At 60.4% G+C, this 24,401-nt stretch carries 30 protein-coding genes, 3 tRNA genes and 3 pseudogenes; 10 read left to right on the top strand and 26 right to left on the bottom strand.

The window, feature by feature from the left end; all coding sequences use genetic code 11:
• Nucleotides 1-11: 11 nt before the first annotated feature.
• From HX613_RS03010 to HX613_RS02935, 17 genes and pseudogenes are all read right to left on the bottom strand, one after another.
• Nucleotides 12-890 carry a hypothetical protein gene (locus HX613_RS03010; protein WP_235344008.1) on the bottom strand — a complete coding sequence of 293 codons (879 nt, stop codon included), beginning with the start codon at nt 888-890 and terminating at the stop codon, nt 12-14.
• Nucleotides 890-1,219, bottom strand: a complete 330-nt coding sequence (locus HX613_RS03005) for a hypothetical protein (RefSeq protein WP_235344007.1) — start codon at nt 1,217-1,219, stop codon at nt 890-892. Before HX613_RS03005 ends, HX613_RS03010 begins: the two co-directional genes overlap by 1 nt.
• Complete coding sequence (locus HX613_RS03000; RefSeq protein ID WP_235344006.1) at nt 1,216-2,079, bottom strand: sigma factor; 864 nt, start codon at nt 2,077-2,079, stop codon at nt 1,216-1,218. Before HX613_RS03000 ends, HX613_RS03005 begins: the two co-directional genes overlap by 4 nt.
• A gap of 23 nt (nt 2,080-2,102) precedes the next feature.
• A complete protein-coding gene (locus HX613_RS02995) occupies nt 2,103-2,738 on the bottom strand; it encodes a hypothetical protein (protein WP_235344005.1) in 636 nt (211 codons plus the stop codon).
• Between the two features lie 522 nt (nt 2,739-3,260).
• A pseudogene (locus tag HX613_RS22965) lies at nt 3,261-3,425 on the bottom strand (helix-turn-helix domain-containing protein); the annotation flags it as partial.
• Between the two features lie 76 nt (nt 3,426-3,501).
• Nucleotides 3,502-3,813 carry a hypothetical protein gene (locus HX613_RS02990; protein WP_235344004.1) on the bottom strand — a complete coding sequence of 104 codons (312 nt, stop codon included), beginning with the start codon at nt 3,811-3,813 and terminating at the stop codon, nt 3,502-3,504.
• Nucleotides 3,788-3,934, bottom strand: a complete 147-nt coding sequence (locus HX613_RS02985) for a hypothetical protein (RefSeq protein WP_235344003.1) — start codon at nt 3,932-3,934, stop codon at nt 3,788-3,790. The genes HX613_RS02990 and HX613_RS02985 overlap by 26 nt, the downstream gene beginning before the upstream one ends.
• Nucleotides 3,935-3,939: 5 nt before the next feature.
• Nucleotides 3,940-4,155, bottom strand: coding sequence for a hypothetical protein (locus tag HX613_RS02980; RefSeq protein ID WP_235344002.1), 216 nt, complete (start codon nt 4,153-4,155; stop codon nt 3,940-3,942).
• Nucleotides 4,156-4,201: 46 nt separating this feature from the next.
• Nucleotides 4,202-4,696, bottom strand: coding sequence for a hypothetical protein (locus tag HX613_RS02975; protein ID WP_235344001.1), 495 nt, complete (start codon nt 4,694-4,696; stop codon nt 4,202-4,204).
• On the bottom strand, nt 4,693-4,941 hold the full coding sequence (locus tag HX613_RS02970; protein ID WP_235344000.1) for a PspC domain-containing protein: 249 nt from the start codon (nt 4,939-4,941) through the stop codon (nt 4,693-4,695). The genes HX613_RS02975 and HX613_RS02970 overlap by 4 nt, the downstream gene beginning before the upstream one ends.
• The gene (locus HX613_RS02965) at nt 4,938-5,318 is read right to left on the bottom strand and encodes a hypothetical protein (protein WP_235343999.1); all 381 of its coding nucleotides are present in this window, start codon (nt 5,316-5,318) and stop codon (nt 4,938-4,940) included. Before HX613_RS02965 ends, HX613_RS02970 begins: the two co-directional genes overlap by 4 nt.
• Before the next feature lie 98 nt (nt 5,319-5,416).
• A complete protein-coding gene (locus tag HX613_RS02960; protein ID WP_235343998.1) occupies nt 5,417-5,869 on the bottom strand; it encodes a hypothetical protein in 453 nt (150 codons plus the stop codon).
• On the bottom strand, nt 5,862-6,944 hold the full coding sequence (locus HX613_RS02955; protein ID WP_235343997.1) for a DUF2637 domain-containing protein: 1,083 nt from the start codon (nt 6,942-6,944) through the stop codon (nt 5,862-5,864). The genes HX613_RS02960 and HX613_RS02955 overlap by 8 nt, the downstream gene beginning before the upstream one ends.
• A gap of 11 nt (nt 6,945-6,955) precedes the next feature.
• Nucleotides 6,956-7,237, bottom strand: a complete 282-nt coding sequence (locus HX613_RS02950; RefSeq protein WP_235343996.1) for a hypothetical protein — start codon at nt 7,235-7,237, stop codon at nt 6,956-6,958.
• Nucleotides 7,238-7,248: 11 nt separating this feature from the next.
• Complete coding sequence (locus tag HX613_RS02945; protein WP_235343995.1) at nt 7,249-7,959, bottom strand: hypothetical protein; 711 nt, start codon at nt 7,957-7,959, stop codon at nt 7,249-7,251.
• Nucleotides 7,956-8,408 carry a hypothetical protein gene (locus tag HX613_RS02940; RefSeq protein ID WP_235343994.1) on the bottom strand — a complete coding sequence of 151 codons (453 nt, stop codon included), beginning with the start codon at nt 8,406-8,408 and terminating at the stop codon, nt 7,956-7,958. The genes HX613_RS02945 and HX613_RS02940 overlap by 4 nt, the downstream gene beginning before the upstream one ends.
• Before the next feature lie 404 nt (nt 8,409-8,812).
• On the bottom strand, nt 8,813-9,046 hold the full coding sequence (locus HX613_RS02935) for a helix-turn-helix transcriptional regulator (RefSeq protein WP_235343993.1): 234 nt from the start codon (nt 9,044-9,046) through the stop codon (nt 8,813-8,815).
• Between the two features lie 111 nt (nt 9,047-9,157).
• Between HX613_RS02935 and HX613_RS22960 the strand changes: the two are divergent.
• Nucleotides 9,158-9,412: pseudogene (locus HX613_RS22960) on the top strand (helix-turn-helix domain-containing protein); the annotation flags it as partial.
• 32 nt (nt 9,413-9,444) lie between these two features.
• On the opposite strand, the gene HX613_RS02930 reads toward HX613_RS22960, so the two are convergent.
• The 3 genes from HX613_RS02930 to HX613_RS02920 all read right to left on the bottom strand — a co-directional run bounded on the left by HX613_RS02930 (nt 9,445) and on the right by HX613_RS02920 (nt 10,499).
• Nucleotides 9,445-9,521 (bottom strand) — tRNA-Met (locus HX613_RS02930).
• Between the two features lie 26 nt (nt 9,522-9,547).
• Nucleotides 9,548-9,620 (bottom strand) — tRNA-Thr (locus HX613_RS02925).
• 78 nt (nt 9,621-9,698) lie between these two features.
• Nucleotides 9,699-10,499: a glycerophosphodiester phosphodiesterase gene (locus HX613_RS02920; RefSeq protein ID WP_235343992.1), complete on the bottom strand. Its 801-nt coding sequence runs from the start codon at nt 10,497-10,499 to the stop codon at nt 9,699-9,701.
• Nucleotides 10,500-10,734: 235 nt separating this feature from the next.
• On the opposite strand from HX613_RS02920, the gene HX613_RS02915 reads away from it, so the two are divergent.
• A complete protein-coding gene (locus tag HX613_RS02915; protein WP_235343991.1) occupies nt 10,735-11,907 on the top strand; it encodes a hypothetical protein in 1,173 nt (390 codons plus the stop codon).
• On the top strand, nt 11,904-13,109 hold the full coding sequence (locus tag HX613_RS02910) for a M20 metallopeptidase family protein (protein ID WP_235343990.1): 1,206 nt from the start codon (nt 11,904-11,906) through the stop codon (nt 13,107-13,109). The genes HX613_RS02915 and HX613_RS02910 overlap by 4 nt, the downstream gene beginning before the upstream one ends.
• Here HX613_RS02910 and HX613_RS02905 read toward each other — a convergent pair.
• On the bottom strand, nt 13,106-13,621 hold the full coding sequence (locus HX613_RS02905) for a J-domain-containing protein (RefSeq protein WP_235343989.1): 516 nt from the start codon (nt 13,619-13,621) through the stop codon (nt 13,106-13,108). The genes HX613_RS02910 and HX613_RS02905 overlap by 4 nt on opposite strands.
• Nucleotides 13,622-13,737: 116 nt before the next feature.
• Nucleotides 13,738-13,819, bottom strand: a tRNA-Tyr gene (locus HX613_RS02900).
• A gap of 145 nt (nt 13,820-13,964) precedes the next feature.
• Here HX613_RS02900 and HX613_RS02895 point away from each other — a divergent pair.
• The gene (locus HX613_RS02895; RefSeq protein WP_235343988.1) at nt 13,965-14,456 is read left to right on the top strand and encodes a YajQ family cyclic di-GMP-binding protein; all 492 of its coding nucleotides are present in this window, start codon (nt 13,965-13,967) and stop codon (nt 14,454-14,456) included.
• Nucleotides 14,457-14,693: 237 nt separating this feature from the next.
• Nucleotides 14,694-16,100 carry a hypothetical protein gene (locus HX613_RS02890; protein ID WP_235343987.1) on the top strand — a complete coding sequence of 469 codons (1,407 nt, stop codon included), beginning with the start codon at nt 14,694-14,696 and terminating at the stop codon, nt 16,098-16,100.
• 174 nt (nt 16,101-16,274) lie between these two features.
• Here HX613_RS02890 and HX613_RS22015 read toward each other — a convergent pair.
• The 3 genes and pseudogenes from HX613_RS22015 to HX613_RS02875 form a co-directional block, all read right to left on the bottom strand.
• A pseudogene (locus HX613_RS22015) lies at nt 16,275-16,397 on the bottom strand (TetR/AcrR family transcriptional regulator); the annotation flags it as partial.
• Between the two features lie 129 nt (nt 16,398-16,526).
• Entirely contained in the window at nt 16,527-17,441 is a 915-nt protein-coding gene (locus HX613_RS02880; protein ID WP_235343986.1) for a GTP pyrophosphokinase, read from the bottom strand.
• A gap of 152 nt (nt 17,442-17,593) precedes the next feature.
• Nucleotides 17,594-19,012: an FAD-dependent oxidoreductase gene (locus HX613_RS02875; RefSeq protein WP_235343985.1), complete on the bottom strand. Its 1,419-nt coding sequence runs from the start codon at nt 19,010-19,012 to the stop codon at nt 17,594-17,596.
• Nucleotides 19,013-19,163: 151 nt separating this feature from the next.
• On the opposite strand from HX613_RS02875, the gene rarD (HX613_RS02870) reads away from it, so the two are divergent.
• From rarD (HX613_RS02870) to HX613_RS02850, 5 genes are all read left to right on the top strand, one after another.
• Complete coding sequence (gene rarD / locus HX613_RS02870) at nt 19,164-20,084, top strand: EamA family transporter RarD (RefSeq protein WP_235343984.1); 921 nt, start codon at nt 19,164-19,166, stop codon at nt 20,082-20,084.
• Between the two features lie 86 nt (nt 20,085-20,170).
• Nucleotides 20,171-21,085, top strand: coding sequence for an EamA family transporter RarD (rarD, locus tag HX613_RS02865; RefSeq protein ID WP_235343983.1), 915 nt, complete (start codon nt 20,171-20,173; stop codon nt 21,083-21,085).
• Between the two features lie 136 nt (nt 21,086-21,221).
• Nucleotides 21,222-21,629 carry a GntR family transcriptional regulator gene (locus HX613_RS02860; RefSeq protein WP_235343982.1) on the top strand — a complete coding sequence of 136 codons (408 nt, stop codon included), beginning with the start codon at nt 21,222-21,224 and terminating at the stop codon, nt 21,627-21,629.
• Complete coding sequence (locus HX613_RS02855) at nt 21,626-22,564, top strand: ABC transporter ATP-binding protein (protein WP_235343981.1); 939 nt, start codon at nt 21,626-21,628, stop codon at nt 22,562-22,564. Before HX613_RS02860 ends, HX613_RS02855 begins: the two co-directional genes overlap by 4 nt.
• Nucleotides 22,561-23,304: a hypothetical protein gene (locus tag HX613_RS02850; protein WP_235343980.1), complete on the top strand. Its 744-nt coding sequence runs from the start codon at nt 22,561-22,563 to the stop codon at nt 23,302-23,304. Before HX613_RS02855 ends, HX613_RS02850 begins: the two co-directional genes overlap by 4 nt.
• A gap of 25 nt (nt 23,305-23,329) precedes the next feature.
• Here the strand turns inward: HX613_RS02850 and HX613_RS02845 are convergent, their stop codons facing one another.
• The gene (locus HX613_RS02845; RefSeq protein WP_235343979.1) at nt 23,330-24,394 is read right to left on the bottom strand and encodes a permease; all 1,065 of its coding nucleotides are present in this window, start codon (nt 24,392-24,394) and stop codon (nt 23,330-23,332) included.
• Between the last annotated feature and the right edge of the window lie 7 nt (nt 24,395-24,401).

Below are 24,401 nucleotides of genomic sequence, written 5' to 3'. Positions count from 1 at the left end.
CAGGCCATGTCTTAGTTCCTCCTGTTTCGGTGGTCGGCGTTCCACTTCGCTGCCGCGAGTTTCGCCTCACCCACGTCGGCGTATTCGTGAATCTCTCTGCCAAGGTGCTCGAGCTTCCGCCGAGTGCTCATCCACCGCGCGCATGCCGTGCTGGTTTCCACCTCGATAGCTTTCCGATCTTCTTCGAGCTGCTGCAATTCATCGTCGTTGTCCACGGCATCAATGGAGATTCCCGCCAGTAGTCGCTGTGCTTCCATAAGTTCCTGTTGCGCCCGGTGATGGTCCGAGGCATACAGCATCGCTTCTTCGACCAGCGGAACTATCTGAGCCTGGTATTGGTCGGTCAATAGTCCGCAGGCGGCGAGGCGATCCATTCCTGTCTCAACCTCGACAATCAGCTCCGCGACAGTGTCTACGTCATCGTCGGGAATCAACGGTGCCGCCCAGCTGTCCGGACCAAGGGCATCGTATTTCGCCCAGCCGGCCGCTTCCCGCTTGGCCAACCACGCTTCGAGCAAATACAGGCCAGCACCTACAGAGACGCTGATTCCAGTGTTGGCCATTCCTGCCCAGATACCGTTGAGGACTTCCCCCTCACCTGCGAACAACGAGAACGGTCCAAACACGGTCAGGCCGACAAACACAGCTCCTGGGAGCAACCAAAAGAGGGGAATATGCAGATCAGGCGATAGAACGTATGGGGTCCACGTCATTTCCCGAGCAGTGGACAGGACATTCCTGGGTGGACGTTGACTCAGTGTTTCAAGCTCGACCTCACCGACTGGCCCCAGTGCGGTAGCTCGCTGTCGCTCTGGTGTGTAGTAGGTGACCTCTCGCACCACGGAAGAAGCGTATTTCAGTACTCGTTGGCGTGCCTGCATCGTGTCCATCACAGTGTCCACAGCAGCCACAGCAGGAACACCCACACGCCCATCGCCACGACGCCGCACCCAGCCAGTAACAAACGGCCAACGGGTCCGTGGAAGATTTTCGGCAGATGTTCGGGCGCATCATCGTCTTCGATCGGGACCACGTTCTCCAGGTAGTAGCTCCACCATTTGCGGAACCTTGCCCGGTTCCGGTCGCGCAGCATCCGCCACCGACCGAACAGACCCTTGTATCTGTCGCCGTTACTCGTACCAGTCTGTCCTGTCTTTGTGGTCTCGCTCGCCTCATCGAGGTTGATGTTGAGACTGCCGGTCTCGTTCTTCTTGCTCATCGTGCCTGCCCTTTCGAGTCCTTGGCGCTGAGAACTCCCAGCGCCACTTCCAGAAGAGTCTTCGTCGTCGATACGTATTGGCGTACCGTGTTCCTCTCCCATCCCGTCACTTTCACCACGTGCTCAACCGGTACCTGACCAATCGGTCCTTTCCACGAGCTCATCGCCTGAGCGGTCTCTCTCGTCCATGACCCGGACTCGTCAGCACCTGGCAGGCACTCGATCAGGTCCGTGATCCGTATTCCCCGACCGCTCACACTTCGTTTGTGCTCGATCGCGGTCCTGATCACTTGGCAGTGGAGTTCGAACAGTCGTTTGCAGTCCCGGACCCGCTGTTCGCTGAGTCCAAACGCGGTTGACGCGGTCTTCACATCGGATTCGAACTTCAGGTGGGTGAGGAACCCCACCATGAATGCTTGAGTTTCCATCACCGATGCTGCCGCCGAGATGACCGGTCGCAGCCAGGTCATCGTTGCTAAATGTTCGGCTACGACGACCGCGATGTCCGTACCCCACGACCGAGGGTCTGAGGCCGCGATCCGGTCAAGGACTTCCTCAACCGCGGCAGGAGAGTCTTTCGGCCCGGACACCAAGTCAGCCGGATTGCGTCGAGTCTCAGCGTCGATGAGATCGGCCATTCGATTGCGAGCGATGCCCGTGATCCATGCCTCCAACTGACCCAGCTCGGGGTCGAACCTCGACCGGGCTTTCCAGGCCGAAACGATCACATCACCGGCAACGTCTTCGGCCCACCGGGACAACCCGATCGCGGACATCTTTGGCCGGATGGTCCGCTTGGCCACTGTCTCGACTGCGGTCAACAACTGTCGTTCAGAGAATGGTTCTTCGTGCTCTTGCATGGTTCGCCGTCCTTCCTTCCCCATCAACCGGCATCCCGGTCGTCTGTCGGGTCTGACCGGTCGCGTGACCGGACACTCGGGCCGGTCATGTCCACGACTGTGACCGTCTGGTCCCGGTCAACGAGTGACCGGACATCGGCATCGAGGGCGTCGTATGTCGCCCGGTCGAGCTGTTTGGGGAAGTCGAACTGCTTGCGGCACCCAGGGCATGACCGGGCACTCCAGCCAGAATCAGCGTGGTGCTTGATCGGACACTTCCGGTCACCGCTCGAACTGTGGCCGACTGACCGGCCAGCGTTGCTTCGGTCACCGAAGTGGTCCATGACCGCTGCCTGCCACTCGGGACCGTCGTTGACCAGGCTGCGGCGGACAAACGCGTCCGGGGAGCCGACCGTGCGAGCCGACCGACCGATGATGGCCTCGGCCAGCCACACAGCCCGGTCACGGTCGAGAGTGACCGTCCAGTGTCCGGCCACGAGCGCGACCAGCTTGTCCAGGTCCACCTCACCTCGGGCATTCGACACTCGGCAGGTACCGAACCGGACCTGGTGCGACTCGGAGTCGTGCTGTCTCGGATCTCTTTCGTTCTTCGTCGTCTTCTGGTCTGCCTCGGCTCCCGCCGATGGCATGTTCTCGGCTGTAGTTGCGCTGGAACTCATAGACGACGACTGAGGGGTCTTATGTGGGTTCTTATTCCGCGTGCGCGATTCAAAGGAACCACTCTGACCCGGATCGTCCTGAAATGTCCGGTAGACCCCCTCCGAAATGTCCGGTAGACCCCCTCTACCGGACAAATTGCCCGGTAGTGGTGTTTTCTCGGTTACCGGCGAGTTATCCACAGGGGTGAGGTGCCTACCGGACAATTTGTCCGGTAGTGGTGTTTCCTGGCCTCGTGACCTACCGGACAAATTGTCCGCCTGGGTCGCGGCGCCCCTGTTCGCATCGGTTTCCGCCGGTTCCTGGGATCGAATATCACGCTTGCTTTTAAGGCCAATAATGGTTCCGCTCGGTGACTCGAATGGGTCCTCTGGGACCTTCTGCTGGTCGTCGATAGCTTGAAAGCGTGCCAGCGCCTCTTCCTCAAGCACGATGTAATCGCTGAGGCGCACGTTCGAGTACAGGACTCTAGTCCGAGGATCTCTGAACTCACCGCGACGTTCGTAACGAGTGATGATGCCTTTGTCCTCGAGGGCTTGGAGATGCCGCCGAACTGTCTTCTCGTTTAGGTACGCTTCCCTGGCCAGTGTGTCCACGCCGTCCCAGCATGCCCACTGTTTGTTGGCCCTGTCGGCCATCATCCAGAGCAACACGAGCTGTCCAGGGGGCAGTTTCGCAGCGGAACCCATCTGACGTGCCCAATTCAATGCCTGAACACTCATTGCTTTTCCCTCCTTCCAGTCGTCTTCTGATGTGTCATCACGGTCATTGCTTCGCTGTTTCTGGGAAGCTGCGGTTGAGGCTGAAAGGAGTAGCTACGGGCACCCCGTAGTCTCGGATGTGCCAGGACACCGCGTTGTTTTCGCGGAGGATCTCGAGATGATGCTTAACGTTCTCCACCCTCATTCCCGCAGCGGCACTCAGGGTTTCGAGCGTCTCGTCCGATTCCCACTGGTCATTGACCGTCATCGTCATCAGCCACAGCAGAAACAGCTGCTCGGGCGCAAAACGGCCGGTCCGTGCAAGTTCACGCGCCCACTCTCGGGCTTCGTCACCGGGTACTGACTGCATGCTCATTGCCTTCGTCCTTTCCCTCATCTCCGCACTTCTTCGTTCCTCGGGTCTCTCCAGGAATCTCGTCGAGAAGATCCAACTGGCCCGGCATTTCTCCGCCGCTTGCTTCTGGTGTCTTCGTCATCGTCATCACTCTCCGAGTTCCCCTTCAGGGCCGTGGAAGTCGATATTGATGTCGACTAGCGAGGAACCCCAGGTGTAGATGACGGCGATCCAGTGCCACCACCACCGCACGTCTAGCCACTGCAAGTACCACTGCCCGGTTCGGTACAGTTCGCTGAGCGTGCCCAATGTCATCAGGACGGCTAGTACCGCGACGAGAATGAATCCACCGATCTTCATCACCAATCACTCCTCTCTGAGTTCTGTGTCTGAGATATTGACTCGGTAGTCAGTCATCACGGTCACCCGTCTCTGCATCGAACCCGGCAGGGGTTTTGTCTGTCCCGGTCCTGAGGAAGACCAAGGGCTGCGGCGACCTCGCCTGCTCTTCGTCTCCGGAAGCGACGTAGACGAGGCAGGGCCGATCCTGACCAATCCGAATGGCTCGACCGATGATCTTGCAGGTTCCCCAGAAGATCACGAGGGTCACAGTTCCTCCGGCCACTTGTTCTGCCGGTGCCTCACGCACCCACTCAATGGCATCGACGAGAATCGGAGCCTGTGTCAGATACGCCACCACATAGCTCACGCCAGCAAACCAGCCGCCGATGCCTAACAGTTGCCGCAGTTTCGAGGACTTGCGTTGATACACCGTCACCGGCTGGTATCGGCCAGCCAAGTCTTCGCTGACGGCTTTACCCATCACTGCCCCGGCAGAGCCAAGGCGCATCGGCCACCTGGGGCGATGCTCAGCAGGTTCAGCGCGGTCGTTCTCAGTGCTCATTGCTCGTCCTCCTCAATGGCTATGTCTGGCCGCTTCGTGGAAATGCGGCCTCTCCTCGACCGACCAATCTGGTCCACAAACCACCAGATGATGTATGCCAATACCGACAGCGCAATCAGATACAGCAGTGCGTGCCCGAGCATTCGCGTTGTGGTGGGTGACAATCCCAGCCATTCAGCGTCGAACCAATGTGCAGGCAGAAACTCGATTAACGACGCCACCGAGTGCGTGGGGTGATCAATCATGACTGCTCTCCTTTGTTCAAAAGCCCAGCAGCGCTTGTGTTCCGTTCGTGCTTCGGGCCGCTCCAGATACGGACCATCAAACGCGCGATCACGACGAGGACTGCACTGGCCACCGCAAACGGCATCGCGATGTACAGACCCACGATCAGCAGGAACAGCGGTACAAAACCGATATTCACGATGGCGACATCGATCCACGGCGACACGCCTCCTTCGCCCGAAAGCAGGGCCAAGGTGACCGCGATGCCGGCCATACCGATGAGGACCAGGAGCCGCTTTGTGGAAATGCGGCCTGTCTTCGACCGGGCAATCATGGCCAGGATCCACCAGATGATGAATGCCACCGCGAACAGCGCCGCCAGGTACAGCAGGGACACCTCCTGGACGTTCCCGAACGACTCCGTTGTTTTCGGCGGCGTAGTCGGCCAGTCAGTACCAACCCAATGTGGAGGCAGAAAGTCGAAATACGATGGCATCATTGCTCACCCTCATCACTGGTCGAGTCATCCGACTCGTCGAATGCTTCTGGTGGGAGATCACGGGCATCGATGATCACGGGGTCGCCGAGCCCTGCTTCCATCAGCCCGGAGATACTGGCGTCTTCGGGCACGGCGTTGATCTCGGACTGGTAGTCTTCCCAGATGGAGTCACATGTCGCGCAGGCTGTGTCGGTGCACGCTAACCGGTCGAATGCTGCGAACAGCACCCGGGAGTCGTCCTCCAACTGGATCGCGATCAAGGGTTTGCCGGTGAACGGATGCAGGTGCTTGATTCGGGGCCACTGCATCCTTTTGACCGTGGGAGTTGCTGCAGGATCGTCGTGGTCCACATGTCCCGCATAGAGATATGGCACAACCGTCTTCGTTCCGAGCAGATGAGCGATGTGCTCTTTAAACGCTTGGGGCGTGGTCGTAGTGTTCTCAGGCATCGTTGACTCCTGTGAAGATGTGGGGATGGGACTCGCGCAGTGCCGACAGGCGGCGGCGTCCGGTCTTATCGCTGAAGCCGAACTCATTCGCGAGATCAGCACCGGACGTTTCCTCACCCTGCGCGGCGCGTTCAGTGATGAACTCGATCAGCGCGTCCATGTCGGGCGAGGACGTTTTCGGCTTCGCCACAGGCCGTTCAGGTTCTCTCTCTGGTTCCTCCGGAGTAGGGACACTGGCCAGCCATGGGGTGCGCGGGAGAGCGAACTGCTCACCGTCTTCGGCTGCTTGCGCCGCCCGCGAGGCCAGCGCGTCTCTTTGTGCCCGAACGACTTCGAGGTTCGTGGCGTGCTGTTCACGTGCCAGCTCAGCGTCCTGCCTCGCGGCTTCACGTTCAGCCTCGACCTCGAGCTGTTTACGTTCACGCTCGGCCTGCTCGGCCAACCACTCTGCCTCGGCCTGCCTCTCACGACGCCGAGAGATTGGATCCTCGACGGCGACTCGGGAGAGCTGCTCGGTCGCGGCGAACACGGCAAAGGGGACCATTCCGGCAATGACAGCTCCGATGATGCCCTGCCATGAACCTGCCTGAGCATCACCGTATGAGAGCGCGTGAGCGACGTTAGCGATCACGGATAGGCCGGTGAACGCGGCCAACAGCACCCACGACTGCCAGGTCTTCTCGCCACGTGTTTTATGAATCAGGATCGATCCGGCGTAGACGAGGATCGCAGTGTCAATGAACGCTGGGACTGCCCAGTGCATCCACTCGGGCAGACCGAGCCAGGACGCGACTTCCATGAGCGCGACGAAGCTGATCGCAAAGGCAACGAGACCAGCGAATGCAACACCGATAGTGATGAGGCGAACGAACCGATGATCATCGGGGTTGATTCGCGATTTCGGGCCAGTGCTGACAGCAGTAGTCGACTCGTTCGGTGTACCCTGGTTCTGCCTTTGAATTCTGCTAAATGCTCTTGCATGGTTCTCTGGCTGGGCGGCCTCATCCTCCACGGGTGAGGTCGCTCTTTCTTCGTCAGAAGTGGTGTGCGCCAGTGCTGTGTTGTCAGTATTCATGGTTGCCTCTCTCACTGGTCGACCGGGCCGATCCAGTCGCATGAAACTCCGCCTTGCCCGTTGTCGCCGTCGTAGACGACGCAGGTGATCGTCCGCCCGTCTTCGAGGACGATGGGTTCTTCGTGCAGTCCTTGCCCGTCGCCTCGTTCATCAACAACCGAGGGGTCGTTGGTCTCGTTGGATTCGTCTTCGGGAGCGTCCTCGACCTTGGTGGGCTGGCATCCTGCCAATGCGGCGGTCAGGATCACTGTTGCCAGAAGAACGGTCGGCTTTTTCACGGATGTGGTCTTCATGGGTCTTCCAATCACTTGGTCTTCGTGGTCGTGATCTGCTTCATCACGAACGGTTCGATTTCAGGGATCTTCACGACTTGGTCTCCGACAACGGGTTTGAGTGCCTTGAACAGTGCACGCATTGTCCGGTCGCGGTCATCGTCTGTGGTGTCGGAACGACGCAGGATCTCTACAAGGTGGGCGGCATCGTCCATGACTCGTTTCAGCACCGGGTCGAGGGATGGTCCGCGTCCGAGGAGTTTGGCCTGGTGTTCACCGTCGAAGAGTGCCTTGTCGAAGTCGTCGACAGCCGCGCGGTATCCCTGGAGGCGACTCGTGCTGTGAGGCTGGGCCTCCCATGAGTCGCGTTCGCTGTTCGCAGCTTCGGCAGTATCGAGGATCCGCACAGCGAATTTCTCGTGTGCAACGTCGTGGATAGCGGGGTACTCGATGAGCAGGTCGAGATCCGTATGCCACTGATCCCACCGTGCCTGAGCCGCGTTATGTCGGGTTACTGCGACTGCCGCCTCATCCCACACATCGGTTGACGATGTGTCGTCGTTGGTCAGGTTCTGCGCTTGACCAATATCGAAGGGACGGGCCATCAGATACTTCGCCAATGCGAACATGATTGCTGCAGCCGTACAGAGAGCGATGAACGCTGGAACGCCGATTGACAAGACCTGCTCGTTAATCCACATTTCCAAAGAGGGTTTGCCCGTGTCAGCGGCGAAGAACATCATGACCGGCTCCGGTCGATGACTTGGAGGTTCGTCATGGTCTTCTTGATTGACCCGACTGTGTCCGAGTGGGTTAGCGCGGCCTGGAACGTCGGTGCCGGCTGGGTTGCCATGGCTGAGAGCAGATCGGAGAGGACGCCGAGGGCATCGGCGACATCGCGGCCAAGATCTTCAACCTTGTCTGCTTCGAGAGTCGCGAGGTCGGACACTCCCCCGCTGAACGCAACTTCGAGGAGCTTTGACTGTTTCTTCACCATCGGCAGTGGTGCCGCTGCTCCGTAGTGGAGTTCCCGGATCGCACGCACGACATGCTCACGACCAGGAGTATTACTCGACTCAGTGAGGTCCACGGAGGCGGGTTCGAGACCAGACGTAGAAGCGAGGCCGAAGTCTTCTGTCTCGTCCTCATCGATGACTTCAGCATCAATGATGTTCTCTGCCGTATGGTTCATCGTGGCAGGCGGTTTCGGAGGCTGTTCGCGTTCGTAACGCTTTCCATCCAGGCCAATTACAGGTTCGGTATTTTCACGTGATTCATTTGAATCACCTGGAACGCTCAGTCTGCGGACTACGGTTGGTTGGCTCAGGTCCGTCGCTGACGCAATCCCGCGAGTACTCATCCCCGCTTCACGCAGCTCCGCGATTACCTGCTCTTGAAGTTCCTTAGGGGGTCGCAAACTTACGTCTCGGAATTCTTCGTCCAGATAGTCCTGCCAGGATTCGTAGCCCAGAGCAAGCCAAATACGCCCTCTCCAAGCGGTTGAGATCTTGACTTGCAGCGACCCATAGTCGGCCCTTAGTTCGTCTGTGAGTTCACGGGCCTCATCGGCTGAAAACTGGCTCACAAGCTCGGTGCTCATGCTGACACCGCCAGTTCCGAATCGATCCCTTCGACGAGGCTCGAGAACGGTATATCGAGTGCCCTTGCAAGACCGACAAGTTCGTTCATCCGCCACTCAGTACGGCCGTGTAGCCGAGATGAGAATGTCGCCGGTGTCAGCCCAATTGATTCTGCGGTTTTCTGTCCTAGCCAGTCGCGACGCGCCATGGCTGCTTTGATGTTGCCCCTCAGGACCATTTGATAGGTCATGGGGACGACCGTAGTCCTGTCGGGACTATTCTGCAAGCTACAAATGTCCCGTGTCGAATATTTTTGTCGCCGGGGCTATGTCTCAGTGCATGCGGAGGATATAATTACCACATGAGCACATCGACAGAACCGGCAATTGATCTAGAACGAACCGCCAACCTTAAAGTCAGCAGCGAAGTCAGAGCATGGTTGGCACGTAAAGGTCTGAGGCAGATTTGGCTTGCAGAACTCTTGGGAGTCGGCCAGTCGGCAGTTTCTAAGCGCCTGCGTGGCGTTCTACCGTTCACTGCCCCCGAGCTGATGATGATCGCAAACGCGCTTGGCGTGTCTTTGGCCGAACTCCTTGGCGAACTTGTGAATGAGAAAAACCCCCATCCAGTGGATGGAGGTTCTTCGAATGGTAGCGGGAGGGGGACTCGATCCCCCGACCTCACGATTATGAGTCGTGCGCTCTAACCAGCTGAGCTACCCCGCCCCAGCACCGCATTTAAGCGGCACGAGAGCCCCGAAAGGGATTCGAACCCTTGACCTTCTCCTTACCATGGAGATGCTCTACCGACTGAGCTATCGGGGCAACAGGTAAGAATTTACACGGCTTCGCGCAGCGAGGGCAAATCGGCGTTCGGTGACGTCACTCACAGACTGTAGGAGTTCACTTCACCGGGTCGAATCGCCCTGCCAGGAAACCCTGCAGACGGCCGGGCTGGTTGGTGATGATGCCATCGACCTCGGCATCGAGGAGCTCACGCCATTCGTCCATGGAATCAGCCGTCCACACGAATACGCCCAGGTCATTGTCACGGATCTCGGTGACAACCGACCTGCGCATGGAGAAGCCCTTGAAGGAGGGATTGATCGCGACGGCACCCAGGACCCGCGCCAACTCGATGTCTTCAGGGCGCGGGACCATGCGCAGAAGGAACCGCGAAACCATCGGCAGCATGTCTCTGCAGGCCGCCAGCGTCTCGGTGTTGAAGGACTGAACGACCATCCGGTCAGCGGTCCCGGTCGCAACAACGAGTTCGGAGATCTGAGCCACCGCACCGGAGGACCACTCACCCTTGAGTTCGAGGAGGAGCTCACCGCCTCGGTGCTGGATATCTCGCATCACGGCTGCCAGCGTGGGTATCCGGACACCGGTGAATCCCGGCCCCATCCAGGAGCCGGCGTCGACGAAGGAGAGTTCTTCCGCCGTCAGATTCGCCACCGGTCCTTTCCGATTCGTGGTCCGATCCAGATCCGGATCATGGAGGATGACCGGGACCCCATCGGCGCTCGTCGAGGTGTCGACCTCGATGAAGTCCACGTCGAGGGCACGTGCCGCATCCACTGCGGCGAGGCTGTTCTCCGGGGCCACTGCGGAATAACCGCGGTGCGCGATCACCAGGGGACGCTTCGAGGAACCAGGTCGCTCAGTGATGCCTCGTTCGTGCAGGAACTGCAGAAAACTCATACGCCCAGACTATGCCCTGCCCCGGCCCTCGCCTCAATCCAGGCACACCCAGTCTCCCCTCATCGCCCGGTCACGCGGGACCTGAATCGTCTTCATTATCTTGAATGCTGAGAAAGGCATAGGCACTATCCGAAAACAGGCAATAACGTACTCTCTGTGAGCTGCTTCATATCCACGCCGTTGCGGATGTGACGACCGAGCCCACACGACACTCACCATCTTCGAAAGGATCGCTATGGAAGGCATCTATGCTGCCGCGATCGTGCTCGGCTTCATCGCCATCGGCGAATTGGTCTCGATCTGGTCCAAGGCCCGCATCCCCAGCCTCCTCGTGGCGATGCTGGGGATCTTCATCTTCGCCAAGATCGGCATCGTCCCGGACACCGTCGTCGACGATTCGATGCTCGTCCAGGTCTACACCATCCTCGTGGCTCCTCTACTCTTCCACATGGGTACGCTCATTCCTCTGCGCGTGATGCTCAAGCAGTGGCGCTCGGTCATCATCGCCATCTCCGGAATGCTCGTCGCCGTACTTCTCATCTTCTTCATCATCGCTCCCATCTTCGGATTCGAGACCTTCGTGGCAGGTTCGGGACCACTGGCGGGCGGGATCGTCGCCACAAGCCTCACGACCGAGGGCCTGACAGCGTCCGGAGCCGCATCGGCGATCATCGTGCTTCCGGCTCTGGTGCTCATGCTGCAGTCGCTGCCGTCGATGCCGATGACGAATTTCCTGCTCCGCCGCTATGCGACGAAGCTGCGTGACAGCGGCGAACTCCACGAGCTCGCGGCGGCTCATCAGGAGGACGAGGCCGACGCCGCTGAGAAGAAGAAGCTCGTGACGCTGCCGGCGTTCCTCGTCGACAACCAGCTGTTCATGCTCTTCCTCATCCTCGTCGGGGGCTCCATCGCAACCCTGCTGTCGGGCCCGACGCACATCCCGTCGTCGATCCTCGCGCTCATCCTCGGCATCGTCGCGACCGCAATCGGCCTGTCCCCGGACAAAGCGATGGAGCGGTCGAACTCCTTCGGCATCGCCATGTCCGGCGTGATCGCAATCGTCATGGCGCCGCTGGTCTCGGCCTCGGTGCAGGACGTCATCAACGCGTTCCTGCCCACCATTTCGATCCTCATCATCGGCGGCATCGGCATCGTCGCCGGCGGCTACATCGCTACGAAGCTGCTGAGGTGGAAGGCCACACTGGGAATGTCGGTGGCACTGACCGCCATGTACGGCTTTCCTGCCGACTACCTGCTGACCAACGAGGTCGCTCGCTCCATCGCCCGCGACGAGGACGAGAAGGAAGCCCTCCTCAACGTCATGTTGCCACCGATGCTCGTCGGCGGGTTCACCTCGGTCAGTGCCGGTTCCGTCGTCATCGCCAGCGTCCTCGTGGGAATGCTGTGAACACCCTTCTGAGCGAGGCGAATGGCCTTCTACCCCAGCTGCAGGAATTCCGACGACGGCTCCATTCCCACCCCGAGGTCGGCCTCGACCTGCCGCACACCCAGGCCGCGGTTCTCACCGCCTTGGAAGGACTCGTTCTGGAGGTGAGCTCTGGCGTTGAGACCACCTCGGTGGTGGCAGTCCTGCGGGGAACCCACCCCGAGCGGCCGGCGCGTGCTCCGGCTGTCCTCCTACGCGGCGACATGGACGCGCTGCCCGTCGAAGAGCTCACCGACGAACCGTTCAGGTCGACGAATGGGAACATGCACGCCTGTGGTCACGATCTGCACACCGCGGGGCTCGTGGGTGCCGTCCGACTGCTGCATGCGCACCGGGAAGAGCTCGCGGGCGACGTCGTCTTCATGTTCCAGCCCGGCGAGGAAGGTTACAACGGCGCCTCAGTGATGATCGACGAGGGTGTCCTCGACGCTGCGGGGCCACGGGTGATCGCCGCCTTCGGAGCCCATGTCCACATGGGCTCCAGAGGAGTCGTCTCAACGAAGCCCGGCACACTGCAGGCCGGTTCCAATGTCCTCCACATCACCCTGCACGGACGCGGCGGCCACGGATCCCAGCCGCAGTCGGCGATCGACCCCGTCCCGGCCCTGGCCGAACTCGTGACCGCGCTGCAGAACATGGTCAGCCGACGCATCAGCACCTTCGACCCGATCGCCCTGTCCGTGACCCAGCTGATGGCAGGTGAGGCTGTCAACGTCATCCCCGCCTCGGCGAGCCTCGGTGCCACGGTCCGCACCCTGTCCCAGGAGTCATTGGACACGGTGCGCGCGCAATCGACACAGTTGGCTCGAGGAATCGCGGAGGCCCACGGATGCACCGCCGAGGTGGACTTCCAGGTTCAGTACCCAGTGACCGTCAACGACGAGGCTGAGACTGCATGGACCATCGATCAGGTCCGCGGCCTGCTGGGCGAAGACCGGGTGGAGGTCTCACCGCACCCGATCATGCCCAGTGAGGACTTCTCATTCGTCCTGCAGGAGGTTCCGGGCACCTACATGATGCTCGGCGCCAAACGCACGGACGTGCCCGAAGAACGGCAGGGCGACAACCACTCACCCTTCGTCATCTTCGACGACACAGTGCTCGGCGATCAGGCGGCAATGCTGTCTCACCTGGCCCTTGAACGTCTGCGCGCGGAGATCTAACTCCGCTTCCTCTGCCACCACCGCCGAGGCTGCTCCCGCTCCTCGCCCTGACCTGCGGTCGGGGCCGGGGGCGGGTTCGTCGTCGGCGCAGCCTTCGCAGCTCGGCGCCGGCGCCAGGCCGCAACCTCATCCTCGACCTTCCGGGGCGGAGTGAACACGGGCGGTCCCTCGCGCAGATCCATGATGGCGTCACGGACACGATCGTTGAACCCGGCGAGATAGCTGCGCACGTCGGCCTCCTTCGAAAAGGCATCGAGCGTGTCCTCGAGGACGGCGTTCTCCTTGCGCAGCTGGAAGGCCGCGGGAGCCACGCCGCTCATGTCTTCCTGATCCATCTTCGCCTTGACCCACCAGTCGGGATCTTCCGAGTTGTGGAGACCGGACAGGGGCTTGCCCAGACCGGGCAGGTCGTCGAAATCGCCGCGTCTGATCGCCTTGTCCAGAGCGGATTCGACGATCGCGTTGCGATCCTCGAGCGAACCTATGCGGCGGGGAGGCTGTTCTTCGTTCATAGCGACGATTCCATTCGGCTTTTCTTCCACAGTAGAGAAGCGCCGGGGGCCGCGCAATGGGGGCGAATGCGAAGAAGCCCCGTGATCCGAAGATCACGGGGCTTCTCACTTCTGCGTGGCAGATGAAGGATTCGAACCTTCGAAGGCAATGCCGGCTGATTTACAGTCAGCTCCCTTTGGCCGCTCGGGCAATCTGCCGCAGTGTGTGCTCGATGAGCACTTGAAAATACTACAAGCACCCACCCCGAATCACCAACTCGATAGACGCAGGTCACAATTATGCGTCTCGACTACACTCGGTGACCAGATACTCGTCCATCTTCTCACCGCACAAGGAGCATTCATGGCCAGCGAATCCTCATTCGACGTCGTCAGCAAGGTCGACCGGCAGGAGGCCGACAACGCATTGAACCAGGCTGCCAAGGAGATCAACTCACGCTATGATTTCCGCGGCACCGACGCTTCGATCGCCTGGACCGGAGAAGCCATCCAGATGAAGGCCGTCAGCGAGGACCGCGTCAAGGCGATCCTCGACGTCTTCCAGTCGAAGCTGGTCAAGCGCGGCATCTCGCTGAAGTCCCTCGAAGACGGCGAACCCTACCCTTCGGGCAAGGAATACCGCATCGATGCCAGCCTCAAAGAGGGCATCGACAAGGACAATGCGAAGAAGATCTCGAAGTACATCCGAGACGAGGGCCCCAAGGGCGTCAAGGCACAGATCCAGGGAGAGGAGCTGCGCGTGAGCTCGAAGAAGCGCGATGACCTGCAGGAAGTCATCGCCCTGCTCAAGAGCAAGGATCTCGACCTCGACCTGCAGTTCGTCAACTACCGCTGAGCCGCAACGATCGGTGAGCAGCACTCCCCTCACCCACATCCCCGCTTGCACCGGCCACTGGCCCTCGCTTCGACCAGCATGTCTCAATAAGACGCTGCCTGACGTCTCGAGACGCTGCTTGACAGTTCAAGACTCTGCCTGACGGCTCGAGACGCTGTCTGAGCTGGTCATGACGGCAGATGTCGGCGATGGTCGTCTGCCCCACCGCCGCCCCGAGCCTGACGGCACGATGGTGGCATGTCCAGCACATTCCCCACAGCCACCGTCATCGGCTATCCGCACATCGGCCCGAATCGTGAGCAGACGAAGGCCCTCGAGAACTATTGGGCAGGGCGCATCGATGCCGAGGCGTTCTCACGGTCCATGCACTCCCTGCGGCTGAACACCTACAATCGCCTGCGAGAGCTTGGTTTGGACGAGGACTATTCGATCCCCGCCTCCTACAGCCACTGCGACCATGTCCTCGACACTGCCCTGAGCGTCGGACTCATCGAGTCGGAGCCCATCGGCACCGACTTCGACCTCGATGAATACTTCGCCGCGGCACGGACCACGGGGCAGACAACGCCCCTGGGGGCCGACAGGTGGTTCAGTGCCGACTACCGCCATCTGGTGCCGGAACTCAAGGACTACACACCGTTCAGGGCAAGGCCTCAGCACCTTCTGTCGCTGGTGTCGGAGGCACGAGCCGCCGGTCACACGATCCGACCTGTCCTTGTCGGTCCCGTGACCCTACTGGCCCTGGCGAAGACCAGCCCCGACACGAACATCTCGGCGTTCGACCGGCTCGACGAACTCACTGTCGCCTACCTCGACGTCATCAGCATTCTCGCCGCGGCCGGAGTCGACTGGGTTCAGTTGGACGAGCCTGCCCTCGTGACCGACTTCGACGAACACTCCGATTCCGAGCTCGCCGAGGCGGCCTCCCGTGCCTACACCGCCCTGAGCAGGTCGACCACTCGCCCGCAGATCTTCGTCACGGCCCCGCACGGAAGTCTGCGAGCAGGGTTGTCCGCGCTGGCGCATAGCGGCATCGATGCCCTTGGTGTGGACGTCTCAACAGCCACCCGCGCGTCCGATCCGGGCTCCGTTGCCCGCATTGCCGCGGAGACTCCACCCTCGGTCCACCTCGTCGCCGGTGTCATCGACGGCTGCAATGCGATGGCTGACAACCTGTCCACCAGCTTGTCGGTCTTGGAGGACTGTGATCGCGAATCGCTCAGCGTCTCCACCTCGACTTCGGTGCTGGATACGCCCCACGCGGTGTCAGTCGAGACCGATCTGAACGTTCATGAGGCTTCCTGGCCCTCCGCCGCCGAGGAGAAGGTCACCGCGGTGAAGACCCTGGCAATCGCGTTCGCCGATGACACAAGGTGTGGCTCACCTCGAGTATGTCGACCACATGGCCCTCTGCGAGAAATCGGCGACCCGCAGCAGCTCGTTGCGTCTCACACCGTGCTTCGCCTGGACAGCCAGACCATGCCAGTTGGCCTGCACGAAGCCGGCGACGACATCACCGTCGGTTCCGCCCAGGATCTCGCCCTCGTCAATCGCCCTGGTGACACGAGTTCGGAGAAGTCGTTCGTTCTTCGTCAGCATGGTGGATATGTCTCCGCGCGCCTTGTGCGTCGCCGGCACCTCTGACATGACTGCACTGGTGATGAGGCAACCGGGGTGCGAGTCCGCGGGTTGAGTGAACTCGATGACCGAGGATCTCAGCAGCTCATCGACGACGGTCCTGATGGACTGCGCGGCGACTGCCTCTTCATACAGAGCGGTGTACCTCCGGGCGTAGACCCGAACGGACTCGTCGAACAGTCCGGATTTGCTGCCGAATGCCGAGTACAGGCTCGAAGTCGAGATACCGATCGCCGAGCTCAGGTGCCGAGTCGACGTTCCGCTGTAGCCGAGGCGCCAGAACAATCGTGCGGCGTCGAGCACGGCCCGGGCTCGATCGAACTCGAGTGGCCGTCCGCGGTTATTCGCTTCCACCCTTGCATTGTAGAGCGTCTGCTCCACAATTGCTTATGGAGCAGACGCTCCAGAAATAATATGATGCCGAATCTGAGCTCAGGCCAGTTCCCTCGGGATGTAGTACAGGCCCTTTGAGTCCTCTTCGACGGTGACTCGCAGGCGGTCGTCGACGCTGACGAAGTCGTTGACCTTAATCGTGCCCTTGGAGTCGCTGAGTTTGCGGACGGCGAAGGCGGGGATGAGACCTTGACGGCCATCGCCGTCGACCGCCAGCGCGTACTTCGGGCCCGTGGCCCTCACCTTCACCTCGATCGTGTCGTCGGTGGCCGAGGGCACACCGGTGTCGAGGTCGGGGTTCGTCAGGGCGGAGAGTTCGACCGCGAGGGTATCGGCCATGTCATCGACAGTTGCGAGCATGTTCGCCATCGCCCGGGCGAACTCACCGTGCAGCTCACTGGGCTTCATCGCCGCGCCGGGTTTGTACATGTCCTCGTGAGTCAGCTCGCCCCAGGCGTCTTGGAGCCTGGTCTTGACTTGGATCTCGGCGAAGACCGGCTCACCCTTGTCGGAGGGAATCTGCAGGGTCACGTGGCAGGCCCGGTAGCCGCTGGGCTTGGGTGGGTCGACGTAGTTCTTCTGCTCGATGAGGACGAAGGATCCCAGCTGCTGCGGATCCGTGAGCGAGTCGAACATCATCTTCTGGTCGCGCGGTGATTTGCACAGCACCTTGACTCCGACGATGTCTCGGATGTGATCCTCAACGTCATGTGGAGTGGAGATCCGCAGCTCCGGGTCTTCGGCGGTCTTTTCGACGAGCTTGGCTATGGTGCGAGCCGGATCCTTGATGCGATGCCCGTCAACATCCAAGCGGGAGATGTCCTTGTCCTTCAGGAGACCCTTCTGCTGCTGCTTGAGCCAGCGTTTGATTCGCACGGCGGCAGATTCCCAGGCGTCGCGCCGTTGCGCATAGGCCTGCGAGACCACTTCCCTCATTGCCGAATCCGCACTCACCGTACCTCCTCTGTCACAGGGTCCTCACTGCTCCCATCAAACCACGAGCGCGCCACCGATACAGTGACGCGCTCGCAGATTTCCGGATTGAGTTGTCGAACTCAGTGCTTTGTCGAACTCAGTGCTTTGTCGAACTCAGTGGCTTGTCGACCTCAGTGGCCCGATGCGGGCTGGCTGGCCGTTTCCGCCTGCAGATGGCTGCGGGCCTCGGAGAGCATGGCCTCGCGGGTCGCGAGCTTCACTCGCTCACGACCTTCGGCTTCACCCAATGCCTTCTCCGCAGTCTCCACCCGGTGATAGCCCTCCCAATCCACATAATCGACGCCCTTGGACTCAAGCAGCTCGACGATCGCAGAGTCATCCGGATACACAGGCTCCGTCAAGACACCAGCAGCACGGTCATCGAGAATATGCCCAATCGTCTCCAGAGCATCACCCTTCGTATGACCGATCAGACCAACAGGACCACGCTTGATCCAACCAGTCGCATACACTCCCTGCACCACATCCGCGTCAGCAGAGACCTTCTGGTCATCTGCATCCACGACTCGACCCTCATGGTTCGGGATCACCCGCTTGGCCTCGTCGAAGGGCAGCTGTGGCAGAGGAGTGCCGGCATAGCCGACGGCGCGATACACGGCATCGATCTCCCAATCATGGAAGGTACCAGTGCCATTGACTCCACCGGATCCGTCGAGCTCCATGCGCTCCGTACGCAGGCCCGTAACCTTGTCTTCGCCGAGGATGGCCACCGGGGAATGAAGGAAATGCAGGTGCAGACGACGCTTGGCACCTACCGGCTCACGCATTGTGAAATCAGTCAATGTCTTTGCGACCTGTTTGGTTTGGTTGTTCGACTCGATCGCTTCCAGCGACCCGTCATCGAACTCATAGTCCTCGGGGTAGACGATGATATCGACGTCCTTGACATGCCCCAACTCACGCAACTCCAAGGGGGTGAACTTCGCCTGCGCAGGACCACGCCGACCGAACACATGCACATCCGTGATCTTCGACGACTTCAAACCCTCGTAGACATGATCGGGGATCTCCGTCGTATGCAGATCGTCGGGCTGCTTCGCCAGCACACGCGCCACATCGAGGGCAACATTGCCATTGCCGATGACAGCGACCTTCTCTGCATCCAGAGGCCAGGCCTGAGCCACGTCCGGATGCGAGTCGTACCAATTGACGAAATCCGCGGCACCGTACGACTCGGGCAGATCCACTCCAGGAAGACTCAGCGATGCATCGACGAAGCAACCGGTCGAGAAGATCACCGCATCGTAGCGATCGGTCAACTCCTCCAAAGCGATATCAACGCCGTACTCAACATTGGAGAACAGGCGGATGTCACCCCGGTCGAGAACCTTGATCAGCGCATTGATGATGCCCTTGATCCGCGGATGATCCGGAGCCACTCCGTACCGGACCAGCCCGAACGGAGTCGGCAGACGTTCGAAGAGATCAATGCTGATCTCGAAGTCACGCTCAGCCTTGGTCAGCAGATCGGCCGCATAGATCCCGGCAGGGCCGGCACCCACAATAGCCACACGGAAGGGACGCGTCATTCTCACACCTCTCTAGTAAGTCATCTCCGATTGTATCGGCAAAGAAGGTCCTCCTAACAAACACGTGACGAAGCTCGCATCTCGACCTTCGGCTTCATCTCAGGCATCAGTCGGAATCGCCAGCTTCCTGTGCGTTGCCTAGACTCGCCCTGTGAATGCCTCTGCACCCGAAGAATCTGCCTTCCGACGCATCGGACTGGGATATGGAACCGCTGCCTACATCATCTGGGGTCTCATTCCCCTTCTCTTCGCCGCTGCGGCTCCGACGGGCGCGTTCGAGATCGTCGCCCATCGGATCATCTGGTCGCTGATCTTCTGCGCTATCCTCCTCTTCTTCGCCAAGGGCTTTGTCCGCACCTGGTTGGTGATGCGCTCGGGAAAGATCTTCTGGCTGCTTGCTCTGGCATCCGTGCTCATCGCTGTGAACTGGACAACCTACGTCTACGGCATCGAAACCGGCCGCCTCGTCGAGATCTCGCTTGGCTATTACCTCAACCCGCTCATCTCGATCGGTCTGGGCGTCGTCCTCCTCAAGGAGAAGCTGCGCCCACTGCAGTGGGCCGCGGTGGGCTTCGGAGCGGCAGCAGTAATCGTGGTCGGCATCGGGATCGGCCGCTTTCCCTATCTGGCACTCACTGTGGCGCTCTCCTTCGGCCTCTACGGCCTGGTGAAGAACAAGGTCGGTGGGAAGGTCGGTGCGCTCGAAGGCATGACCGTCGAGACCGCTGTACTCACCATTCCCAGCCTCGCCTTCCTCGCCTACCTCGCTGTGCAGGGCAATGGGACATTCATCGGATTCGGGCCTTGGCACGTTATCCTGCTCCTGGCCACAGGACCGCTGACGGCGATCCCGCTCATCCTCTTCGGCGCAGCCGCCCGGAGAATTCCACTGTCCTGGGTGGGAATGCTGCAGTACATTGCACCGACGATGCAGTTCGTCCTCGGCGTCGCAATCTTCGGTGAGGCTATGTCGACGACAAGATGGATCGGGTTCCTCATCATCTGGATCGCCGTCATCCTGCTGTGCACGGACATGGTCCGGCAGAACCGACGGCGACCGCATTTGGGCTGAGTCCCGATCACTGGTGGTCCCACGTCACAGGCAGTCCGGTGCCACCAGTGGTCCGACAGGCTGCTGCGACTCACTAGACTCTGTGTGTGATCGCAGATTCAGCCCCCGATGAGAACGCCTTCCGCCGTGCAGGGCTGATCAACGGACTCTCCGCCTACCTTCTGTGGGGGCTCATCCCCCTGCTCTTCGCAGCTGCAGCCCCGACCGGGGCCCTGGAGCTCGTCTCGCATCGGGTCGTCTGGTCGCTGCTCTTCTGCGCAATCCTGCTGACGTTCACCGGCGGCTTCAGACGCACCTGGGTTGTGGTGCGCTCAGGTCGGACCTTCTGGCTGCTCACGCTGGCCTCGGTGCTCATCGCGGTCAACTGGACCACGTTCATCTATGGAGTCGAGACGGGCCGCCTCGTCGAGGTGTCACTTGGCTACTACCTCAATCCGCTCATCTCGATCGGCCTGGGCGTGATCTTCCTCGGTGAGAAGCTGCGTCGCCTGCAGTGGACTGCTGTGGGCTTCGGCCTCATCGCCGTCGTCATCGTCGGCATCGGCCTCGGTCGGATGCCCTACCTCTCGTTCACCGTTGCCATCTCATTCGGTCTCTACGGACTCGTGAAGAACAAGGTCGGCAATCGGGTCGGAGCCCTCGAAGGCATGACGATCGAGAGTGCCGTGCTGTCCGTGCCCAGCCTGATCTTCCTCATCGTCCTCGGTGCGCAGGGCCTCTCCACGTTCACCGGGTTCGGTGCCAGCCACGTCATCATCATCCTCATCACCGGCCCGGCCACGGCGATTCCACTCATTCTCTTCAGTGCTGCGGCGAGAAGAATTCCGCTGTCGTGGGTCGGGATGCTGCAGTACATCACCCCGACGATGCAGTTCATCACCGGAGTCTTCGTCCTCGGTGAGATGATGTCGACGACCCGTTGGATCGGATTCTTCGTCATCTGGATCGCCGTCGTCCTGCTGAGCGTCGACATGATCCGCCAAAGCCGCCGCAGACCCTAGCCACCTCCCCCGTTCCCGGCTTCACACATCGCTGCAGAGCGGCTATCAATCGTCCACGAATCCGGCGCACCCTTGACAATACAATCACCTACATGGTTCATTAGTTGAGTAACTAACCAATACACATGGAGCTGATGTGATCGACGAAGCCAAACCACTGTTCGCACAGATCGCCGAACAGGTCGAGGATTCGATCATCAATGGCACTCTGCCGGAGATGTCTCGGGCACCGTCGACGAACGAACTCTCAAGCTTCTATTCGATCAACCCTGCTACCGCCGCCAAGGGCGTGAACCAGCTCGTTGCCAAGGGTGTTCTCGAGAAACGGCGCGGAATCGGAATGTTCGTGAAGGAAGGAGCCCGAACGTTGCTCATCAATGAATACAAGTCCACCTTCTCCGATAATTTCATCGCCCCGCTGCTCTCCGAAGCCAACAGGCTAGGACTCAACCGCGATGAAGTCATCGCCCTCATCGCCGACCGCTCGAGAGAACTCGGCACTTCACACAGCCTGGACCCCACCACCGCGAAGGGAAGAAAATGACCTCCGTCATCGACGCACGCGACCTTACCAAGAAGTACAAGCACGCCACCGCCCTCGATAACGTCAGTCTGTCCATCGAAAAGGACTCGATCTACGGCCTCCTCGGGCGCAACGGCGCCGGCAAGACGACTCTGATGTCCATTTTCACCGCACAGAATTTCGCCACAAGCGGCGATGTCGAGATCTTCGGTGAGCATCCCTACGAGAACGCTCGCGTCCTCAATCGGATGTGCTTCGTGCGGGAGAGCCAGAAATATCCTGAGGACTCCAACGCAAAGCACGCGATCGCCTCCGCGCGCCTCTTCTTTCCCCGCTGGGACCAGTCGTTCGCCGAGGAGCTCATCGACGACTTCCGTCTCCCCCTGAAAACACCGATCAAGAAGCTCTCCCGGGGTCAGCAGTCGGCAGTGGGAGTTATCATCGGCTTGGCGTCTCGGGCGGAGATCACCTTCTTCGACGAGCCCTATCTCGGCTTCGACGCCGTGGCTCGACAGATGTTCTACGACCGCCTCATCGCCGACTACGCGGAGTGCCCACGAACGGTTGTGCTGTCGAGTCATCTGATCGACGAGGTGGCCAACCTGATTGAGAATGTCATCGTCATCGATCGCGGTCGGATCATCATGGATGAGTCCACGGAAGAGGCGCGCACACGTGCAGTCAACATCGTCGGAGATGCTGACTCGGTTCAGCGTCTGGTCTCCGGTCGAGAGGTCATCCACCGGGAAGCGCTGGGGCGTGTGTCGTCCGTGACGATACTCGGTCAGCTCTCCGACGTCGATCGTGAGTTCATTGCGGACGCGAATCTGGATCTCACTCCGGTATCGCTCCAGCAGCTCATCGTGCGCACCACACAGGCAGACACCACTTCCTCGAACGAGGATGAGAACACCGATCCCCTCGCCGACACTGATGTCAGGAGTCTTCAGTCATGACCGCAACCACAGAAGCACTCGGCAATCAGAACTCGACTCGTTCGAATAGTCGGATACTCGGTGTCGTCCGGCTCCACTTCATGAACACTCAGACCTTCGTCTGGGTACCAGTCATCGTGCTCAGCGGAGTCTGGCTGATCACGCTGCTGATCTATTGGATCATCTCCGCCTCCGGAGTCGAAGGGCCGATGTACAGTGGTGGATCCCAGGCACCTCTGTGGTACTTCGCCGTGGTCGGAGCGCAGGCGATGAATCTGACCTTCTACTTCTCGCAAGCCATGAGCCTCACACGTCGCGAGTTCTATCTCGGATCACTGACCGCGGCAGGCATCAGCGCCGCGGCGATATCCACCGTCTTCGTCCTCCTCGGTCTCATCGAACAGGCCACCGATGGCTACGGCATCAACGGGTTCTTCGCCTACCTCCCCTGGGTGTGGGAGGGTGGGCCGTTCGCAGCGGGGCTGACCTACTTCGCCCTCACCATGCTCGTGTTCATCCTCGGCTTCTGGTTCGCCATCGTGCACAAGCGCTTCGGAGCTATCATCCTCACCACCGCGCTGCTCGTCATCGCACTCGTCTTGTTGGGCTGCGCCGCACTCATCAGCCTCAACGGAGCCTGGCTCGAGGTATGGATGTGGGTCCTCGAGACTCAGAGCATGGGACTGACGCTCTGGGCCATGGGATTGGGCGTGGTCTTCGCCGCGGGTTCGTATCTGACTCTGCGACGACTGACTGTCTGAAATCAGCTGACCGTCTCTGGTCGAATCAGCTCATGAGCATGAGCACGACCCCGGAGAGCACCCCTCCGAGGGCGACAGCACTGCCCATTGCGGTGGTGGTGCGCCAGCCGAGGGACTTTCCGACCATCACCATCGACGGGATGCTCAGTGCCGGAAGTGCGATCAGCAGGGCTCCGGTGATGCCCGCTCCCACCCCTGCGGCGAGCAGCGCAATGATGATGGGAATCTCGCCCCCGGTCGGGATCACCAGGAGTGTGCCCACAACAGCAGCGATGAGCACTGCGAGGGCACCGACCTGAGCCTCGAGCCCGTACACCCCCGACAGCCATGGACTGATGAGCCCGATGACGAAGACCAGGGCGAGGTGCTCGGGCACGAGGATGAGCGTGAATTTCGACAGCGATCGCAGGTAACGCTGGGGAAGAGACGACATCCTCGGCGGCTCCGGACTCTGCTCGGGAACCACTTCGGCGCGCCCCTTGATCCACCGGCCGATGAGCGCGCTGGCACCGACTGCGATGAGGATTCCGAACACAAGTCGGGTGAGAGTGTACTGCCAGGGCAGGACGAGCGCGAGGAAGATCAGAACTGCAGGGTTGAGGAGCGGATTGCCCACCCAGTAGGCCAAGGCGGCGCTTCGCATCACGCCCGAACTCCGCAGTCCTGCAGTCACCGGGGCCGCACAGCAGGTGCACATCATCGACGGCAGCGACATCGCCGCGCCGACGAGTGACTGGCTGGTGTGACTGCGCCGATTCATCACCCGCAGCAGCCAATCTCGCGGCACCAGAGCATCGATGGCCGCAGCCACCACGAGCGCCACGAGCAGGGCCTTCCACACCGCGATGAAGTACACCAGTGTGAAGTCCCAGGCTCCGGCCAAGGAGAACGTGTCCCCAGCAGCTTCGAACAGCGGGCTGCCGTCCCACACGGAAGTCTGGCTCATCGTCCAGGCCTTGTCCCAATAGGGCATCCACTTCGACCAGCTCAGGCCGATGATGAGGAAGACCACGAGCACGCCGAGTCCGACCCAGTCGACCGTGGTCAGTCGCCGTCGACGTCCTGCCTCAGCAGTCGCTTGGATCGTCAAGGATCAG

Source organism: Brevibacterium sp. UCMA 11754 (assembly GCF_021532275.1).
Lineage (GTDB): Bacteria > Actinomycetota > Actinomycetes > Actinomycetales > Brevibacteriaceae > Brevibacterium.
The sequence above is the reverse complement of the archived record's forward strand: the minus strand, read 5'-3'. Positions and strand labels throughout refer to the sequence as shown.

Excerpts from the sequence above, each read along its gene's own strand:
- HX613_RS02975 (WP_235344001.1), bottom strand. The coding sequence starts at position 4,696 with ATGAGCACTGAGAACGACCGCGCTGAACCTGCTGAGCATCGCCCCAGG.
- HX613_RS02950 (WP_235343996.1), bottom strand. The coding sequence starts at position 7,237 with ATGAAGACCACATCCGTGAAAAAGCCGACCGTTCTTCTGGCAACAGTG.
- HX613_RS02960 (WP_235343998.1), bottom strand. The coding sequence starts at position 5,869 with ATGCCTGAGAACACTACGACCACGCCCCAAGCGTTTAAAGAGCACATC.
- HX613_RS02905 (WP_235343989.1), bottom strand. The coding sequence starts at position 13,621 with ATGAACGAAGAACAGCCTCCCCGCCGCATAGGTTCGCTCGAGGATCGC.
- HX613_RS02990 (WP_235344004.1), bottom strand. The coding sequence starts at position 3,813 with ATGAGCATGCAGTCAGTACCCGGTGACGAAGCCCGAGAGTGGGCGCGT.
- HX613_RS02890 (WP_235343987.1), top strand. The coding sequence starts at position 14,694 with ATGTCCAGCACATTCCCCACAGCCACCGTCATCGGCTATCCGCACATC.
- HX613_RS02970 (WP_235344000.1), bottom strand. The coding sequence starts at position 4,941 with ATGATTGATCACCCCACGCACTCGGTGGCGTCGTTAATCGAGTTTCTG.
- HX613_RS02945 (WP_235343995.1), bottom strand. The coding sequence starts at position 7,959 with ATGATGTTCTTCGCCGCTGACACGGGCAAACCCTCTTTGGAAATGTGG.
- HX613_RS02895 (WP_235343988.1), top strand. The coding sequence starts at position 13,965 with ATGGCCAGCGAATCCTCATTCGACGTCGTCAGCAAGGTCGACCGGCAG.
- HX613_RS02955 (WP_235343997.1), bottom strand. The coding sequence starts at position 6,944 with ATGAATACTGACAACACAGCACTGGCGCACACCACTTCTGACGAAGAA.
- HX613_RS02855 (WP_235343981.1), top strand. The coding sequence starts at position 21,626 with ATGACCTCCGTCATCGACGCACGCGACCTTACCAAGAAGTACAAGCAC.
- HX613_RS02920 (WP_235343992.1), bottom strand. The coding sequence starts at position 10,499 with ATGAGTTTTCTGCAGTTCCTGCACGAACGAGGCATCACTGAGCGACCT.
- HX613_RS03010 (WP_235344008.1), bottom strand. The coding sequence starts at position 890 with ATGGACACGATGCAGGCACGCCAACGAGTACTGAAATACGCTTCTTCC.
- HX613_RS02875 (WP_235343985.1), bottom strand. The coding sequence starts at position 19,012 with ATGACGCGTCCCTTCCGTGTGGCTATTGTGGGTGCCGGCCCTGCCGGG.
- HX613_RS03000 (WP_235344006.1), bottom strand. The coding sequence starts at position 2,079 with ATGCAAGAGCACGAAGAACCATTCTCTGAACGACAGTTGTTGACCGCA.
- HX613_RS02995 (WP_235344005.1), bottom strand. The coding sequence starts at position 2,738 with ATGAGTTCCAGCGCAACTACAGCCGAGAACATGCCATCGGCGGGAGCC.
- HX613_RS02940 (WP_235343994.1), bottom strand. The coding sequence starts at position 8,408 with ATGAACCATACGGCAGAGAACATCATTGATGCTGAAGTCATCGATGAG.
- HX613_RS02985 (WP_235344003.1), bottom strand. The coding sequence starts at position 3,934 with ATGACGAAGACACCAGAAGCAAGCGGCGGAGAAATGCCGGGCCAGTTG.
- HX613_RS02915 (WP_235343991.1), top strand. The coding sequence starts at position 10,735 with ATGGAAGGCATCTATGCTGCCGCGATCGTGCTCGGCTTCATCGCCATC.
- HX613_RS02850 (WP_235343980.1), top strand. The coding sequence starts at position 22,561 with ATGACCGCAACCACAGAAGCACTCGGCAATCAGAACTCGACTCGTTCG.
- HX613_RS03005 (WP_235344007.1), bottom strand. The coding sequence starts at position 1,219 with ATGAGCAAGAAGAACGAGACCGGCAGTCTCAACATCAACCTCGATGAG.
- HX613_RS02935 (WP_235343993.1), bottom strand. The coding sequence starts at position 9,046 with ATGACCTATCAAATGGTCCTGAGGGGCAACATCAAAGCAGCCATGGCG.